The sequence below is a fragment of the Streptomyces sp. NBC_01463 genome (assembly GCA_036227345.1).
Lineage (GTDB): Bacteria > Actinomycetota > Actinomycetes > Streptomycetales > Streptomycetaceae > Streptomyces.
On record CP109468.1, the window covers coordinates 1,648,390 to 1,664,884 of the forward strand.

General features: G+C 69.9%; 17 protein-coding genes and 1 pseudogene. 7 read left to right on the plus strand and 11 right to left on the minus strand.

The features are described 5' to 3' along the window. Positions 1-54: 54 nt before the first annotated feature. Positions 55-1,746 carry a murein biosynthesis integral membrane protein MurJ gene (gene murJ / locus OG521_07140; protein ID WUW20579.1) on the minus strand — a complete coding sequence of 564 codons (1,692 nt, stop codon included), beginning with the start codon at positions 1,744-1,746 and terminating at the stop codon, positions 55-57. Next, positions 1,743-2,912 (minus strand): aminoacyltransferase, encoded by a 1,170-nt coding sequence (locus tag OG521_07145; GenBank protein WUW20580.1) that lies wholly within the window; start codon positions 2,910-2,912, stop codon positions 1,743-1,745. Before OG521_07145 ends, murJ begins: the two co-directional genes overlap by 4 nt. 180 nt (positions 2,913-3,092) lie before the next feature. Between OG521_07145 and OG521_07150 the strand changes: the two genes are divergently transcribed. After that, the gene (locus OG521_07150) at positions 3,093-4,394 is read left to right on the plus strand and encodes an Ig-like domain-containing protein (protein ID WUW20581.1); all 1,302 of its coding nucleotides are present in this window, start codon (positions 3,093-3,095) and stop codon (positions 4,392-4,394) included. A 138-nt stretch (positions 4,395-4,532) separates the two neighbouring features. Here the strand turns inward: OG521_07150 and OG521_07155 are convergent, their stop codons facing one another. The 5 genes from OG521_07155 to OG521_07175 form a co-directional block, all read right to left on the minus strand. After that, the gene (locus OG521_07155) at positions 4,533-5,405 is read right to left on the minus strand and encodes an amino acid ABC transporter permease (GenBank protein ID WUW20582.1); all 873 of its coding nucleotides are present in this window, start codon (positions 5,403-5,405) and stop codon (positions 4,533-4,535) included. Continuing rightward, positions 5,402-6,046: an amino acid ABC transporter permease gene (locus tag OG521_07160; GenBank protein ID WUW20583.1), complete on the minus strand. Its 645-nt coding sequence runs from the start codon at positions 6,044-6,046 to the stop codon at positions 5,402-5,404. The genes OG521_07155 and OG521_07160 overlap by 4 nt, the downstream gene beginning before the upstream one ends. Positions 6,047-6,063: 17 nt before the next feature. Beyond that, positions 6,064-6,975, minus strand: coding sequence for a glutamate ABC transporter substrate-binding protein (locus OG521_07165; protein WUW20584.1), 912 nt, complete (start codon positions 6,973-6,975; stop codon positions 6,064-6,066). A gap of 14 nt (positions 6,976-6,989) precedes the next feature. Further along, complete coding sequence (locus OG521_07170; protein ID WUW20585.1) at positions 6,990-7,733, minus strand: amino acid ABC transporter ATP-binding protein; 744 nt, start codon at positions 7,731-7,733, stop codon at positions 6,990-6,992. 134 nt (positions 7,734-7,867) lie between these two features. Next, positions 7,868-8,308, minus strand: a complete 441-nt coding sequence (locus OG521_07175) for a DUF6278 family protein (GenBank protein ID WUW20586.1) — start codon at positions 8,306-8,308, stop codon at positions 7,868-7,870. A 482-nt stretch (positions 8,309-8,790) separates the two neighbouring features. Between OG521_07175 and OG521_07180 the strand changes: the two genes are divergently transcribed. Then, positions 8,791-9,972: an MFS transporter gene (locus OG521_07180; protein ID WUW20587.1), complete on the plus strand. Its 1,182-nt coding sequence runs from the start codon at positions 8,791-8,793 to the stop codon at positions 9,970-9,972. Between the two features lie 13 nt (positions 9,973-9,985). On the opposite strand, the gene OG521_07185 is transcribed toward OG521_07180, so the two are convergent. Genes OG521_07185 through OG521_07200 form a run of 4 tightly spaced genes read right to left on the minus strand, consistent with a single transcriptional unit; the run spans position 9,986 to position 13,631 of the window. Further along, the gene (locus OG521_07185) at positions 9,986-10,765 is read right to left on the minus strand and encodes an exodeoxyribonuclease III (GenBank protein ID WUW20588.1); all 780 of its coding nucleotides are present in this window, start codon (positions 10,763-10,765) and stop codon (positions 9,986-9,988) included. 48 nt (positions 10,766-10,813) lie between these two features. After that, a complete protein-coding gene (locus OG521_07190; GenBank protein ID WUW20589.1) occupies positions 10,814-11,476 on the minus strand; it encodes an MBL fold metallo-hydrolase in 663 nt (220 codons plus the stop codon). Between the two features lie 13 nt (positions 11,477-11,489). Further along, positions 11,490-12,767, minus strand: a complete 1,278-nt coding sequence (locus tag OG521_07195; protein WUW20590.1) for an alpha/beta fold hydrolase — start codon at positions 12,765-12,767, stop codon at positions 11,490-11,492. A gap of 30 nt (positions 12,768-12,797) precedes the next feature. Beyond that, positions 12,798-13,631 (minus strand): site-specific integrase, encoded by an 834-nt coding sequence (locus OG521_07200; protein WUW20591.1) that lies wholly within the window; start codon positions 13,629-13,631, stop codon positions 12,798-12,800. A gap of 164 nt (positions 13,632-13,795) precedes the next feature. Here OG521_07200 and OG521_07205 point away from each other — a divergent pair. The 5 genes and pseudogenes from OG521_07205 to OG521_07225 all read left to right on the plus strand — a co-directional run bounded on the left by OG521_07205 (position 13,796) and on the right by OG521_07225 (position 16,189). Next, a pseudogene (locus OG521_07205) lies at positions 13,796-14,047 on the plus strand (ISKra4 family transposase). Between the two features lie 203 nt (positions 14,048-14,250). Next, on the plus strand, positions 14,251-14,553 hold the full coding sequence (locus OG521_07210) for a Tn3 family transposase (protein WUW20592.1): 303 nt from the start codon (positions 14,251-14,253) through the stop codon (positions 14,551-14,553). Between the two features lie 153 nt (positions 14,554-14,706). Continuing rightward, on the plus strand, positions 14,707-15,141 hold the full coding sequence (locus OG521_07215) for an SRPBCC domain-containing protein (GenBank protein WUW20593.1): 435 nt from the start codon (positions 14,707-14,709) through the stop codon (positions 15,139-15,141). A 7-nt stretch (positions 15,142-15,148) separates the two neighbouring features. Next, positions 15,149-15,502 (plus strand): metalloregulator ArsR/SmtB family transcription factor, encoded by a 354-nt coding sequence (locus OG521_07220; protein ID WUW20594.1) that lies wholly within the window; start codon positions 15,149-15,151, stop codon positions 15,500-15,502. Between the two features lie 174 nt (positions 15,503-15,676). Further along, positions 15,677-16,189, plus strand: coding sequence for a hypothetical protein (locus tag OG521_07225; protein WUW20595.1), 513 nt, complete (start codon positions 15,677-15,679; stop codon positions 16,187-16,189). Positions 16,190-16,495: the final 306 nt, after the last annotated feature.

The window sequence follows — 16,495 nt, forward strand, 5'->3', positions numbered from 1 at the left end:
ATCCCAGCGGTGAGGGAGTGGATTCGAAAGGGTGAGCGGGCCGGGCGCCGGGGCTCAGGTGCGGCGCAGCCGGCTCCGGACGGCGGTCAGCGCGGAGCTGACCTCGGTCAGCCGCAGCGGGCGGGCCAGCACGGCCACCACCAGGGCGAGGACGACGACTCCGGCCCCGGCGGCGGCGAAGTCCCCGAGTCCGGAACCGTCCGTGTCGACGGTGCGGGCCGCCGCGTACGCCAGCAGCCCGGCGGGCACGCACGCGGCCACCAGCCGCGCATGCGCCCACACCCCCGGCGAGCGCAGCAGCGAGGGCCGTTCCGTCCCGGCCGCGGAGACCCTGCGGTGCAGTACGTACGCGGTGACGGCGAATCCGGCGAACAGGGCCACGGAGTACGCCCCGGCCATCCCCGTCACCGCCCAGCGCGCGGGCAGCAGCAGATAGGCGGCGACCGAGAGGCCGGCGTTGAGCGCGGCGATGACCAGGTTGAGGAGGAACGGCGTGCGGGTGTCACTCATCGCGTAGAAGGCGCGGGAGAGCACGTACTGCCCGGAGAAGGCGATGAGTCCCGGCGCGAAGGCGGCCATCATGCCCGCCATCACGGTGACGTCCGCCGGGCCGGTCTGTCCGTAGCCGAAGACGGAGCCCATGATCCAGGGGGCGAGGGCGAGCAGGGCGGCGGCGGCCGGGATCACGACGGCGGCGGAGGTCCGCAGCGCGTACGAGACGTCCCGTCGCACGCCCGCCAGGTCGCCGTCGGCGGCGGACCGGCTCATCCGCGGCATCAGCGCGGTGACGAGGCTGACGGTCACGATGCCCTGCGGCACCACCCACAGCTGATAGGCGTAGCTGTACGCGGTGTAGCCCGCGCCGCCCGCCAGGTGCTGCTCCGCCGCGTGCTGGCCGGTCGCGGTGGAGAGCCGGGTCACCACCCAGTAGGCGGCCTGGTTGGTGAGCACCAGCATGACGAGCCAGCCGGCCGCCCGCAGCGGCCGGGTGAGCCCGCTGCCGCGCCAGTCGAACCGCGGCCGCCAGCGGAACCTCGCGGCACGCAGCGCGGGCACCAGGGCGAGGGTCTGTACGGCGATCCCGGCGGTGGTCCCCCAGCCGAGCCACTGGGCCTGGGCTGCGGTCAGGTCGCCGTCCGAGCCGGCCGCGGTCCACAGGAAGAGCCCGAACACCGCGATGATCACGAGGTTGTTGAGGACGGGGGTCCACATCATCGCCCCGAACCGGTTGCGGGCGTTGAGCACCTGCCCGAGCAGGGTGAACAGGCCGTAGAGCAGGATCTGCGGCAGGCAGTAGCGGGCCAGGGCGATGGTGAGTTCGGCCTGTTCGCCGTGGTACGTCGGGGCGTACACCGAGATGATCAGCGGGGCGCCGGCGACGGCGAGTGCGGTGAGGGCGAGCAGTCCCGCGGTGCAGAGGGTCAGCAGCCGGTCGGTGTAGGCGGCGCCGCCGTCGGCATGCTCGCGCGCGGCCCGGACCAGTTCCGGGACGAAGACGGCGTTGAGCGCGCCGCCGATCAGCAGCATGTACAGGATGTTGGGGACGGTGTTGGCGACCGTGTAGCCGTCGGCCCGCAGTCCGGTGCCGAGCGCGGCGACGACGACCGCCGAGCGTATGAACCCCGTCGCCCGCGAGACGACGGAACCGGCGGCCATGACGGCGCCGCTGCGCAGCACCGAGGCGGAGGCCTTCCGCTCGCTCTCTTCGGGGGCGACCGTGCCGGTGGTCGCGTCCGCGGCCGTCACCGGTGCGCCAGGTACGCCTGGAACGCCCGGTACAGCGCGGTGTTGGCGGCTCCGCCCATGGACGTCTCCCACTCTCCGAGGGTTTCCACGACCTGCCCGCCGGTGCCGAACTTCCAGCGCAGCAGCCCGAAGGGGCGGTCGTCGGGATCGAGGGTGGAGGATACCCCGCGCATGTCGTACACCTCGGCCCCCTGTGCCTGGGCCTCGCACATCATGTGCCACTGCAGGGCGTTGCTGGGGCGGACCTCGCGGCGGTGGTCGGCGGAGGCACCGGTCTGGTACCAGACCCGGCGGCCGGTGCTGATCATCGTGTGCGCGGCCAGGATCTCGCCCTCGTGCACGGCGAGGAGGAGCTTCATCCGGCCGGGCTGTTCGGCGTTGAGCGCGGCGTACTGGCGCTCGTAGTAGGCGAGGGAGCGGCCGAGGCGGAAGCCGTCGCGCTCCTCGGTTATCCGCAGCAGGCGGTGGAACTCGGGCAGTTCGGCGGCGCTGCCCGTGACCACGCGTACGCCCGCCTTCCCGGCCCGGCGGATGTTGCGGCGCCACTCCTGGTTGAGCCCCGCCCACAGGTCGTCGGGGGTGCGTCCGGCGAGGGGGACCCGGAAGACGTACCGGGGCTGGGCGTCTGTGTCACCGTCCTCGCCGTCACCGCCGCAGCGCCGCCAGCCGCGGGCCCGCAGCCGGTCGGCCACGGCGGCACCGAGCGGGTCGACCTCGCTCGCCAGGACGTCGCCGACGGTGCGGCCGGGGCCGGTGGCGGCCTTGAGGCGGGCGGTGTCCCAGCGGCGGTAGGCGGGGGAAGGGCCGATGCGTACGGCGAACGCCCCGGCGGCCCGCAGATGGGTCACGAGCGGCCGGAGCCACCGGTCGATTCCGGGGTCGGCCCAGTCGGCCACCGGCCCTTCCGGAATATAGGCGAAGTATTTCCGGGTGCCCGGGAATTGCCGGTAGAGGATCAGCGCACTGCCGGCCAATTCACCGCCGTCGCCGTGCCAGCCGACCGTCTCCGAGGCCCAGCCGTCCTTCACACCGGCCCAGGACGGGTACTGCAGAAAGCTCGCGTCCGCGTGCGTGGCCAGCTGCGTCCGGTGCTCGGCCGCGGTCAGACCGCGTATCCGTAGTCCCTGGTCACGGCTGCGGTCTCCGGTCGCGAGCAGCGCTGACATCTCCGTGGCCCTCCCTCGTGGGCCCCGCCGTCGGTTCCGCGGGGCTGCACAGGATGCTCACAGCGGACCGTGACCGCGCCGCGCGCCGGATGTGACCGGTCGATGACCGTTGCGCTGCGTTTCTTGTCACACGCCCCTTTCCCTCTTTCCCGGGGAATTACGGAACTTAGGCTCCGGTGAATGCCTCTTCACCGACGACAGAGCAAGGCCCTGGAGGTTTTTCCGTTGGTTCCCGCCCGTGTGGTCCCCGCCCCTTTGATATCCGCGATATCCGCCCTGCGGCGCACGGCCCGTTCCGCGCCGCCCGTCCGGCTCGCCCTGATCGCCTCCACCGCGGTGCTCGGAACCGCGCTCACGGCCTGCTCCGGCGGCGCGGCGGCCTCGGGCAAGGACGCCGGCGCGGGGCACGGCGCCGGTTCGTCCCCGGCTCCGGAGACCAGGATCTCGGTCAGCCTGCGCGGCACCGCGGCCGCCGCGGGCAAGCCGGTCACGGTGACGCTGGCCGCCGGGAAGCTGCGCGAGGTCACGGTCTCGGCTCGGGGCGGCGACGCCCTGGCCGGCCAGCTGTCCCCCGACGCCAGGACGTGGACGTCCGACCGGCCCGCCGCGCCCGGCACCACGTACCGCGTCGAGGCCGAGGACACCGGCGGCGGCAGCGACTCGGCCGGGTTCACCACCGCCGCGGCGGACAAGGTGAACAAGCTGACCCTCGCCCCCGGCAAGAACACCACGGTCGGCATCGCCCAGCCGCTGTCCATCGTGTTCGACCACCCGGTGAGGAACAGGGCGGCGGTCGAGAGGGCGCTCAAGGTCTCCACCTCCAACCACACCGAGGGCTCCTGGGGCTGGCTGCGCGACTACTCGGGCCGCGACCGCGTCGACTGGCGGCCCAGGGAGTACTGGAAGTCCGGCACGCGCATCACGCTCGACGCGGATCTCAACGGCATCGATTCGGGGCCGTCGGGCGGCTGGTTCGTACGCGACTACGCGACGACGTTCACCGTCGGCAGCAGTCAGGTGGTCAAGGTCGACCTGGACCGTCACCGGCTGGCGCTGAAGCGGGACGGCCGGACCGTGCTGGACGTGCCCATGTCGGCGGGCACTCCGGGCGGCGACAAGGCGTCCTGGCGGGGCACGGCCGTGCTGATGGCGAAGGAGGGCACGATCAACATGCGCTCCGAGACGGTGGGCCTCGGCGACGCCTACGACAAGATGGTCGACTTCTCGATGCGGCTGACCTGGTCGGGGATGTACGCCCACGCGGCGCCGTGGAACGCCGCGTACTTCGGGGTGGCCAACCACAGTTCGGGCTGTGTGGGGATGAGCGACGCCGACGCCGCTTCCCTCTACCGGCAGGCCCGCGTCGGTGACCCGTTCGAGATCACCGGCGCGGACGCGAAGGGCACGGTCGCGGAGGGCAACGGCTACGGGGCCTGGAACGTCTCCTGGGCCGGCTGGCGGACCAGGAGCGCTCTGGGCTGACGGCCCGGCCGGCACGCAGCTGACCTTCTCCCCGCCCGGCACGGACCGTGGTACCCGTCCGTGCCGTGCTGCGAGAAGTGATCACCGGCTGCTGCCGGACGGACACCGCTCCCCGGGGCCGCGTCGCGGCGGCCCCGGCTACTGCGCTCCCGGCATCAACGTCCCCGGCCCGGCCGGAGCGACGCCCGCCGCCTCCGTCTTCGGATTGCGCCGCTGCCGCTTCGCCACCCAGGTGGCGAACCAGGAGAGCAGCATGCACATCCCGATGTAGATCGGCGAGATCACCATCACCACGGGGATGAAGGGCAGATCGTAGTCGAGGTTGGAGGCGATGAGCTTCCCCGCGTGGAGGAATTCCTCGTAGGTGATCAGATAGCCCAGCGAGGTGTCCTTCAGTGCCACGACCAGCTGGCTGATGATGGTGGGCAGCATCGCGCGCACCGCCTGCGGGGCCAGGACGAAGGTCGTGACCTGCGTCTTGCGCATGCCCAGGGCGAACGCCGCCTCGCCCTGGCCGCGTTCCACCGAGAGGATGCCGGTACGGAACACCTCGGCGAGCACGGAGCCGTTGTACAGGGTGAGTCCGGCGACCAGGGCGGGCAGCGGCTGGACCTTCAGGGCGACGAAGATGAAGAAGATCATCACCAGGACGGGCATGGCGCGGAAGAACTCGACCAGGACGGTCGCCACCCAGCGCACCGGCCGGTGGTCGGAGAGCCGCCCCACCGCGAGGACGGCCCCGAGCGCCAGCGAGAGCACCGCGGCGTACGCGAACGCCTTGAGGGTGTTGCCGAGTCCGCGCAGCAGCAGTTCCTGGATGCCCTTGTACTCGAAGGGCGACCATTTGGCGCTGGTGAACTGGTCGGTGTCGAAGAGCAGGTAGATGACCCAGCCGACCAGGGCGACGATCAGGATCGTCGAGACGATCCCGTAGACGAGGTGCCGCTTGCGGGTCAGCGGGCCGGGGATGTCGTACAGCGCGGTGGCGCTGGGGGCGGAGTGGGCGGTCATCGGGCGACTCCCCAGCGCTTTTCCATCAGGTTGAAGATCGCGCTGATGGTCAGGGTGATGATCAGGTACCCGACGGCGATCCAGACGAAGGTCCAGATGATGCTGTATCCCAGCTCGTTGAGCGTCTTGTAGGTGCCGAGGAGTTCGGTGACGCTGAACGCCCCGGCGATCGCGGAGTTCTTGGCGAGCGCGATGAGCGTCGAGCCGATCGGCGGGATCACCGAGCGGAACGCCTGGGGCAGCACCACGTTGCCGAGCGTCTGGCCGAAGGTCATGCCCAGACTGCGGGCCGCCTCGCCCTGCCCGGTGGGCACGGTGTTGATGCCGGAGCGCAGCACCTCGCAGATGAACGCCGAGGTGTAGCAGCCGAGCGCGAGGATCGCGAAGACGTTGAACGGCAGCACCAGGCCGAAGCGCGGCAGGCCGAGCAGCACGGCGAAGAAGAGCAGGGTCAGCGGGGTGTTGCGCAGCACGGCCACCCAGACCGTGCCGATCACCCGGAACGAGCCGACGGGCGCCACCCGGCAGGAGGCCATGACGAAACCGAGGACCAGCGCCAGGATCGAGGCGTAGAAGGTCAGTTCGACGGTCCCGAGGAAGCCCTTGCCGTAGAGCGAGAAGTTGTCGGTGAGTACGTCCATGTGTCGTGGCCGTCCTCTCAGTTCGCCGGGTAGCGGTCGATGGGCGGCGGCTTCGGCGCGGGCACCCCGGAGAGACCGAGCGTCGCCTCGAAGGCCTTCTTCCAGTTGCCGTTCTTCTCGTTGGCCTCCAGCGCGTCGTCGAGCGCGAACCGCAGCGCGTTGTCGCTGCGCGGCACCCCGATGCCGTACGGCTCCTCGGAGAAGGGCTTGCCGACGACCTTCATCTCGTCGGGCGCCTTGGCGGCGAAGCCCAGCAGGATCGCGTCGTCGGTGGTGACGACGTCGACCTGGTACGTCAGCAGGTTGTCGACGCAGATGGAGTACGTGTCGTAGGCGACCAGGTCGGCCTTCGGGTAGTCGGCGGCGATCCGCTGGTACGGGGTCGAGCCGGCCGCCGAACAGACCGTCTTGCCGGCCAGGTCCTGCGGGCCGTGGATGTCGTTCTCGTCGGTGCGGACCAGCAGCCCCTGGCCGGCCATGTAGTAGGGGCCGGCGAACCCGACGAGCTTCTTGCGCATGTCGTTGATGGTGTAGGTGCCGACGTAGTAGTCGATCTGCCCGTTCTGCAGGGCGGTCTCGCGGTTGGCGGAGGCGATCGTCTTGAACCGGATCGTCTTGGGGTCGAAGCCCAGTGAGGCCGCCATCATCCGGGCGATCTCGATGTCGAAACCGGAGTAGACCCCGGTGGCCGGGTCCTTCTCGCCCAGATAGGGCTGGTCCTCCTTGGCGCCCACCCGCAGATAGCCGCGCTTCTTCGCCTTCGTCCACGTCCTGGAGTCCGGGAGCCGGAAGCCGGTATCGACCTTGTAGACCGGCAGCGCACCGGGCTGCGGCCCCTTCACCGGCGGGCTGCCCTCCTTGCCGCAGCCCGCGGCGAGGACGGCCAGCAGGAGGCCGGCACAGGCCGCCAGTACTTTTCTCGTACGCAACACAGGGCCCCCCGTCAGTGCTTGAGGATCTTGGACAGGAAGTCCTTGGCGCGGTCGCTCTCCGGCGCGGTGAAGAAGTCCTCCGGGGTGCGGTCCTCGACGATGCGGCCGTCGGCCATGAAGACGACCCGGTTGGCGGCGGAGCGGGCGAAGCCCATCTCGTGCGTGACGACGACCATGGTCATGCCCTCGCGGGCGAGCTGCTGCATCACTTCCAGCACCTCGTTGATCATCTCCGGGTCGAGGGCCGAGGTGGGCTCGTCGAAGAGGAGCGCCTTGGGGTCCATGGCGAGGGCGCGGGCGATGGCCACGCGCTGCTGCTGCCCGCCGGAGAGCTGGGCGGGGAACTTGTCGGCCTGCGAGGCGAGCCCCACCCGCTCCAGGAGCTCCCGGGACCGCCGGTCGGCCTCGTCCTTCTTCCGCCTGCGGACCTTGAGCTGGGCCAGCGAGACGTTGGCCAGCACGGTCTTGTGCGCGAACAGGTTGAACGACTGGAAGACCATGCCGACTTCGGCCCTCAGCTGCGCCAGTCCCTTGCCCTCCTCGGGGAGGGGTCTGCCGTCGAGGGTGATGTGGCCGGACTCGATCGTCTCCAGCCGGTTGATGGTGCGGCAGAGCGTTGACTTGCCGGAGCCGGAGGGGCCGATGACCACCACCACCTCCCCGCGGCCGACGGTGAGATTGATGTCCTGCAGTACGTGCAACTTTCCGTAGAACTTATTGACGTCACGCAGCTCGATCAACGGATCGACGGCCATACGCTGCCCTACCCACTTATCGCTATGTCGAGGTCAGCGCAAACTATCCACCCCGGAAAGGGACTTCACACCCGACACGCGTCAATGGGGCATAAGGCGTTTTATCGCGCCGCGCGGTGGGGGGCGGCGCTCCCTCACCCCTCGGCCGACTCCGAGTACACCTGCGACAGCTCCGGACTGCCCGTCATCGCCCAGTCCAGACCGGCCTCGACGACATCGATCTCGCGCCCCGAGGCGAGCCGCACCACGGGCTGGCCGCTCGGCCAGATGTGCCAGTGCGCACCGGCGACGTTGCGCACCAGGACGGTCCCCAGATAGAGGCCCGCGTCGTTGCCCAGCCAGGGCAGTTCCTCCGGGTCGTCGCGCCAGCGCGGCGGCAGCTGGTCGAGCGCGGCCAACGAGGCCGGGCTGTCGTCGAGTTCGAGTCCCCGCTCCCCCACCCGGACGCGCAGCAGCTCACATTCGGCGAGCAGTTCTGCCACGCCTCCCGGATCGGCTTCGACGGCGGCCGCGAGCCCCGCCTCCCGCGTTCCGTCGTGACGCTTACGCCAGTTGTCCAAGAAAGGGATGTTCATACCGCTCAGGGTCCCATCCCGGCCCGGATCCGCACCACAGGGCGCGCGGCCTGTCGTTCGAGTGCTGAACACCACGTGTACGCCCCGCGTTCACCCGTACACGCTCCCGGCCCGGAATACAGGTGGAGGAGCCGGGCGGCCGGCTGGTAGGTTCCCCCTTCATGAGCAGCCCCGAGTCCGACAGACGCTAGCCACCGGTCCTCCGGTGGCTTCCCGCGTCCACGCCTGACCGGCTCCTGTCCGTCGTCACGGCTGTCGCTCCGCCGCCCTCCGGACCCATGTGATGCGGGTCCCGCCCCGGCGTGTACGTACGGGCACTGCTTCCTCACCCTCCACGCCCCCGCGCCTTGCCGCGCCGCGCCGTGCCGTGTCACGGCCGCGAGCGCGGCGGCCGATCCGCCGTGTCGCCGCTCGTCACCGACGGGCGGGTGCGGCCCGCATCCCCGACCGGTTCCGTCCATCAGCCGTCCATGGGGTTCTTCATGCCGTTTTCCGTCTACGCCCTCGGGCTCGCCGTCTTCGCCCAGGGCACGTCCGAGTTCATGCTGTCCGGCCTGCTGTCGGGCATCTCGGGAGATCTGCACGTCTCCCTTCCCGCCGCGGGTCTGCTGACCTCGGCGTTCGCCGTCGGGATGGTGGTCGGGGCGCCGCTGATGGCGCTCCTGGGCCGCAACTGGCCGCGCCGCCGCGCCCTGCTGTTCTTCCTGGGTGTATTCGCCGCCGTCCACGTCGTCGGCGCGGTCACCTCCAGTTACGGGGTGCTGCTCGCGACGCGGGTCGTCGCCGCGGTGGCCAACGCCGGATTCTGGGCCGTCGCCCTGGTGACCGCGGTCGCCCTGGCCGGTCCGGCGGCACGTGCGCGGGCCACGTCCGTGGTGGTCGGGGGTGTCACCGTGGCCTGTGTGGCGGGGGTGCCCGCCGGGGCGTGGCTGGGCGGGGAGTGGGGGTGGCGCGCGGCGTTCTGGGCGGTGGCCCTCGTCTCACTGCCGGCGCTCGCCGTGATCGCGGCGACGATCCCGGCGGGGCGGCCCGCGGCCGCGCTGCCGAGCGCGTACACCGAACTGCGGACCCTGGCCTCGCCCCGTCTGCTGCTGGCCCTGCTGACGAGCGCGCTCGTGCAGGGTGCGACCTTCTGCGCGTTCTCCTACCTGGAGCCGGTCGCCCGGCACGTCACCGGGCTCGGTGCCGCATGGGTGCCCGTCCTGCTCGCGCTGTTCGGTGTCGGTTCGTTCGTCGGCGTCGCGGTCTGCGGCCGGATCATCGATTCCCGGCCGCTCGCGCTGACGGCGGCGGGCCTGGTGGCGCTCACCCTGGGCTGGGCGCTGTTCGCCTCGGCGGCGGGCAGCGCGGTGGCGGTGGTCGCTCTCGTGCTCGTCCAGGGCATGCTCGCGTTCGGCACCGGGACCGCGCTGATCTCGCAGGTGTTCCGGCTGGCGGGCGGTGCGCCGACCCTGGCCGGTTCGTTCTCCACCGCCGCGTTCAACGTGGGCGGGGCGCTCGGACCGTGGCTCGGCGGACTGGCGATCGGCGCCGGGTTCGGCTTCCGCTCACCGCTGTGGGTGAGCGCGCTGCTCATGGTCCTGGCGCTCGGCACGGCGGGAGCGGCCGCTGCCACGCGTGAGTCCGCCGTGGAGGCTCAGGCGCCGCGGCGGGCGGACGCCTGAGCACGGCAACCGCTCAGAGCTCCAGGTCGACGACGACGGGGGCGTGGTCGGACGCGCCCTTCCCCTTGCGCTCCTCGCGGTCCACGTAACTGTCCTTGACGGCGGCGGTGAAGGGGGCGTTGCCGTAGACGAGGTCGATGCGCATGCCCTTGTTCTTCGGGAAGCGCAGCTCGCGGTAGTCCCAGAAGGTGTACGGCCGGTCGTACTTCAGGGGGCGGGGCATGACGTCGGCGAGGCCCTCCTCGCGCAGGGTGGCGAGGGCGGCCCGCTCGGCCGGCGTGACATGGGTGGCGCCCTCGAACAGCGCCGGGTCCCAGACGTCCTCGTCGGTCGGGGCCACGTTGAAGTCACCGAGCACGGCGAACGGCTGCGCCCCCGCGGCGTCCCCGGCCACCGCCTTCTGCAGCGCCTCGAACCAGCGCAGCTTGTACGCGTAGTGCTCGTGCTCGACCTCGCGGCCGTTGGGCACGTACACCGACCAGAGGCGGACCGGCCCGCAGGTCGCGCTGATCGCCCGGGGCTCCTGCACTCCGTCGTACTCCGGACCGCCGGGCAGCCCCGTCACGACGTCGGCCAGCCCCACGCGGGAGACCAGCGCCACCCCGTTCCACCGGCCCGTGGCGTTGACCGCGGACTCGTAGCCCAGCTCACGGAGCGCCTCGGCCGGGAACTGCTCGGCCGTGCACTTGGTCTCCTGGATGCACAGCACGTCCGTGCCGGTGCTCTCCAGCCAGGCCAGCAGCCTCGGCAGTCGGGCGGTGATCGAATTGACGTTCCAGGTCGCGATGCGCATGTACGTAAACCTAGCGGCTCCCACTGACAGTGGCCGGGGCGGCGCCCGTCAGAGGCTCCTCGATTCCCCCGGGGCCAGCCGCTCGTGGTCCGCGCGGCCCAGGTTGCCGATGTGGGCGTCGTAGACGGGGCGGGCGAGATCGGTGAGCAGCGCGTCGTGGACGTCGATGGCCCGGCGCGGTCCGACCTCGCGCACGTAGTCGATGACCTCGGAGATCTTGCTCCAGGGGGCCATCACCGGAAGCATCAGCGTGTCGACCGGGTGGTCGGGCACGGTGAGGGCGTCCCCCGGGTGGAAGAGGGAGCCGTCGACCAGGAAGCCCACGTTCGTGACGCGCGGAAGGTCCGGGTGGATCACGGCGTGGAGTTCGCCGTGCACCTGGACGTCGAACCCGGCGGCCGAGAAGGTGTCGCCGTGTCCGACGGTGTGGACGCGCCCCGGGAACGCCGCCGCGAGCTTGTCGGCCACGCTGCGCAGCGTCCAGATCTCGGCGGCCGGGTCGGCCTCAAGACCGGCCCGCAGCCGCTCCTCGTCGAAGTGGTCGGGATGCTCGTGCGTCACCAGGATCGCCTCGGCGCCGATCGCGGCGTCCCGCTCCGAGAACCCTCCCGGGTCGATGACGAGCGTGCGCCCGCCCTTCTCCAGACGGACACATGAGTGGGACTGTTTGGTCAGTGTGAGCGGGAGCGGCTCGGGAGTCTGGGCGTTCATGCGGACCATCCTGCTACGCGGGAGGTGTCGTTTCCGCCTGAATCACCGACTGCGCGATCGTGAAGGCGGCGCTCGCGGCCGGAATCCCGCAGTACACGGCGGTCTGCAGCAATACCTCCCTGATCTCGGCCGGGGTGAGCCCGTTGCGCAGGGCGGCCGTGACGTGCGCGGCCAGTCCCTCCATACGTCCCGAGGCGACCAGCGCGGTGAGCGTGACGCTGCTGCGCATCCGCCGGTCCAGCCCTTCCCGCCCCCACACCTCACCCCAGGCGTAGCGGGTGACGAACTCCTCGAAGCCACTGGTGAAGTCGTCGGCGGCGGCCATGACGCCGTCGACGTGGGCGTCACCGAGGACCTCGCGGCGGATCTTCATGCCCGGCCCGTACGGATCGGGCCGCCCGCCGGCGGCCGCCTCGGGCTGTGCGGTGGCGGCGGTGAGCTCCGCGACGGGCAGCACCGGGGCGGAGAGCCGGGGAGCGGACGGGAGCACGGGGATGGCGGCCATGGTGTCCTGCCAGGCCGTGGAGAAATGGGTGAGCAGCAGGTCCGTGACCGCACCCGGCTGCTCGACCGGGGCGAGGTGGGAGGCGCCGGGCACGAGGGCGAGCCGGGCGTCGGGTATGCCCGCCACCAGGGTCCGGGCGTCACCGGGGCCGGTGACCTGGTCCTCGGCACCGACGAGGACGAGCGTGGGAACGCCGATCCGCCCGAGTTCGGCGCGGATGTCGAAGGCGGCGAGGGCCTCGCAGGCCGCGATGTAGCAGCCGGGGTCGGTGGTGCGGACCATCTGGACGGCCCACTCGACGATGGCCGGCTGCGCGGCGGCGAAACCCGGGGTGAACCAGCGCTCCGGCGCGGTGCGGGCCATCGGCTCCAGCCCGTTCGTCCGGACGATCACCCCGCGCTGCCGGAACTCGTCGGCACTCCCGAACCGGGGCGAGGAGGCCACCAGGGCCAGCGTGGCGACCCGGTGCGGGTGCCGCAGCGCGAGATCCGCGCCGATCGCACCACCGATGGAACAGCCCGCGTACCCGAAGCGCTGGACGCCGAGGCTGTCGAGGGTGGCCACGACCCGGTCGGCGAGCTCGGCGACCGCGGTGGCGGGGTGGGCGGGCGCACCGCCGTGCCCCGGGAGGTCGTAGCGGAACACTCTCCAGTGCTGGGTGAGCTCGGGTATCTGCCGGTCCCACATGTGCCATGTGGTACCGAGGCTTGGTCCGAGCACCAGCACGGGTGCATCCTCTGGCCCATCTACCTGGTATTTCAACGTTTTGTTGTCTGTCTGGCTCACAGTCCTACGCTCCCACGTCTCACAGCCGTCTCACACACCCCCCTCCTGAGCACTGTGAAGACCGCCCCATGTCGTAGCGGCTCCACGAAGATCCTCTACGTCCGGCTTCACGTACCAACGCTTGGTGGTCTTGACGTTGGTGTGCCCCGCCCATCGTGCCAGCAAGTGATCCGGCACCCCATCGTTGGCCAGGTAGGTGACGCACGACGCACGAGCGTCGTAAAGGCGCGCACGACGCAATTCCGCCTCTTCCATGAGCTTGTACGCACGGGTGCGGAGTTGCTTGGTTGTGCGGACCTCTCCGGCCTCATTCACGCAGATGTAGCCGGAGTCCAAGCAGTCCTCCCCCAGAGTCAATTTCTCAGCCGCCTGGAGAGCCTTGAACCTCTTCAAGGCTTCTTTTACCGGGAGAGGCAGCGGGAGTGCGCGTTCCCCTGCCATGGACTTGGTGTCCTTCTCCACCACTTTCTTGTTCCCCATCATGGTCCGGGTGTTGGCCACGGTGAGCGCGTCAGTGGTCAGGTCGATATCCGACCAACGGAGTCCAACGACTTCCGCCGGACGGAGACCCATGAGTGACAGGAGGAGCGGAGCGTAAAGCCTGTCGCTCTTCACGTGACCTACGAACGTGTGGACTTCCGTGACGTTCCACGGGACCGGTTGAGCCTTGGTCTTCCGCTCAACCTTTCGGGCCTTACGCGGGATGCTCAGTTCCGATGCCACGTTCGTTGTCACGAGCCGCTTAGTCACGGCGCGATTCAGAACGTCCTTGAGCCGAGCAAGACTCATGTCCACACTGGTTACTCCGAGACCCGATCCGGCTTTTGACCCACGAGCGCGACCGGCCTTCAGAGACCAGAGCATCCACGCTTCCACGTCTTCCTCGGTCAGCTCTTGGAGCTTGATGTTTCCGAGCTTTCCTCGACATCTATGCAGAGTGATCCGGTAGTTGTAGATGGTGGTCTCTTCGCCGTGAGCAGGTCGCCACCTGCCACCGCTACCTAACCGGCCACCTCGATCAGCTCCGCTACGACATCGCCTTGAAGAACGGCTGGCCGATCGCCACCGGTGCAGTCGAAGGAACCTGCCGCCATCTGATCGCCGACCGTCTCGACATCACCGGCGCACGCTGGGGACTCGACGGGGCCGAAGCAGTCCTTCAACTCCGCGCGCTGATCACGAACGGCGACTTCACGAACTACTGGAACTTCCACGCGGCCCGCGAACACCAGCGCCTCTACCCCAGCCCTGACCAGCAGAACTACTGCCTCACTGCTTGATCCCGACCGTCACTCCAGAGGATCCGCACCCACCACCATTGCTCCCACCAACACGCGACGCATCTCGACTCCATCCATCTGAACCAGGGCAACGCACAGCGGCACACACCGCCGCTCAAACAGAGATCAACTCCGTGGATGGTCACGGGCTGACCTCTCCCTTCAACTGTTCGACGCAATCCGGCACACGCCCGGACAGCACCGTGGAACGGGTCAAGGATGATGGCCTCTCAGGCACACACCACGGTCGCCGTCGGCGCCCCGCGTACGACTACCTGGCCAGCCCCGACCTGCGCCGCGAGATCCACGGCGGGCTCCGGGTCGTGGAGAACTGGAACAGCGCGAACACCGTCCTGCACTACGGCAAAGACGGCGCCCTGACCGGCCCGGACAAGGAGCGCGCCGAGACGTCGATGCTCGCCCTGCACCTGCTCCAATCGAGCCTCGTCCACATCAGCACCCTGCCGCTCCAGCAGGTCCTCGCCGAACCGACCTGGGCCAAGTAGCTCTCGGATGAGGACCGTCGCGGCCTGACCGCGCTGTTCTGGTCGAACATCAACCCGTACGGGACTGTGCAACTTTCGGGTTGCGCAACGTCGAACCGCTGTGCAACTCTGAAGTTGCACATTGTTGGAGCTGTAGAACTGAAGGAGTACGCCATGACTGGTGACCGCATCGAGCGTGAGATCGTGATCGCGGCAGCCCCGGAGAAGGTCTGGCCGCTGGTGGCCGAGCCCGGGTTCTGGGCAACCGACGACGAGAGCATTCGTGGCACGCAGGCCGCGGAAGGCCAGTCCCTGGTGGCCCGGCACTCGGAACACGGCGACTTCCCGATGCGCGTGGAGAAGGCCGATCCGCCGAAGTATCTGGCGTATCGGTGGGTGAGTGCGTTCCCCGGCGAAGAGCTGCGCGAGGACAACTCCACGCTCGTGGAGTTCACCCTGACGCCCGAGGGCGACGGCACCCGGCTGCACGTCATGGAGAGCGGGTTCGCCGCTCTTCCGACGTCCGAGGACAACCGTCTCAACGTGATCAACGACCACACCGCCGGCTGGGAACAGTGCCTCGCCGCTCTCACCGCCCGGGCTGAGTGACCCCACCGTGGTGGATCAACCTCCCGCGGACGGCGAGGTCGTCGACAGCGTCCTGGCCGCCCTGGCCGACCCGACCCGCCGTCAGATGTTGGACCTGCTCTCCGCACACGGCCAGGCCACCGCCACCACGCTCGCCGGCAGGCTTCCGATCTCGCGTCAGGCGGTGGTAAAGCACCTCGCCGTACTCGATGCGGCCGGACTGGTGGGCAGCGTGAAGGCCGGACGCGAGGTGCGGTACGCGGTGCGCTCCGAGGCGCTGGATGCCACGGCCCGCTGGATGGCGGCGCTCTCATCCGACTGGGATCGCCGACTGGCGAAGATCAAGCGCATCGCGGAGGCGGCCGAGAGGGATGCGCAGTAACCCTTCCGGCCTCGTCCGCAGGACACTCTGGCCGTCCGCAATGCGACCGGGCACAGCAGGTGACACGAGCCTCCCGCAGGCGCCAAGGAAGATCTACCGTGCGCCCGCCTGAACCGCCATCCGCCATACCCGTTCCGTATCCACTCCGCACACCCCCGCAGAAAGAAGAAGACCATGATGGACACCACCCCGCTCCGGGACGCCTACCGAGCACTGCTGAACACTGCCGCCACCGTGGCCGAATCCGGTGATACGAGCCCCGCCCCGCCGGCCGGCGAGTGGAACGCCGACCAGATCCTGGCGCACGTCGCCCTCGTCAACGCCGCCACCATCACCGCCGTCTCCTCCGCCGCCACGGGAGCAACCACGACGTACGACAACCGCACAGCGCAGGACACCTGGACACTCGGCCGCGTCATCGCGCTCTCCGGCGGCAACGCAGGGCTCCGCGACCGCATCCGTCTCCAGGCAGACGCCCTGTGCGCACTCGGCGGACCGATGCTCAGCGAGACCGAACTCGACACCCTGGTGCCCGCCCTGCTCCTGTCCAACGGCAAAGTCCTGGTCGACCAGCCCGTGCCCCTGAGGGACCTCATCACCGGCCTGGCAGAAGTCGAGCTGCCCGGCCACACGCAGCAGCTCCTGGCCCTACTGCCGGAAGACCGCGGGACCCGGGCCACAACCTGACCTTCACGCGTGCGGCGGCGAACCGCCTGCAAGGCCCAACCGTCTACCGACACTCGGTCCCGTGATCGCGAACCCGCAGGTGGGCACAGTCGGCAACTCGCGTCGTTTCCGACAATGCTTCTTGGCTACTGCCGCACCTCGACGGCCGACCAGAACCCTGATCATCAGATCGACGCGCTCCTCCGCCACGGCGTCGACCGCGACAGCTCCCTGGCGTCCGAGCTAGCACTACATCTACGGGCTGCGCCACGGACATCTGAGGCGCCTGGTCGACGAAGCACTCGCTGTCGCCGATCACGAGCTCGG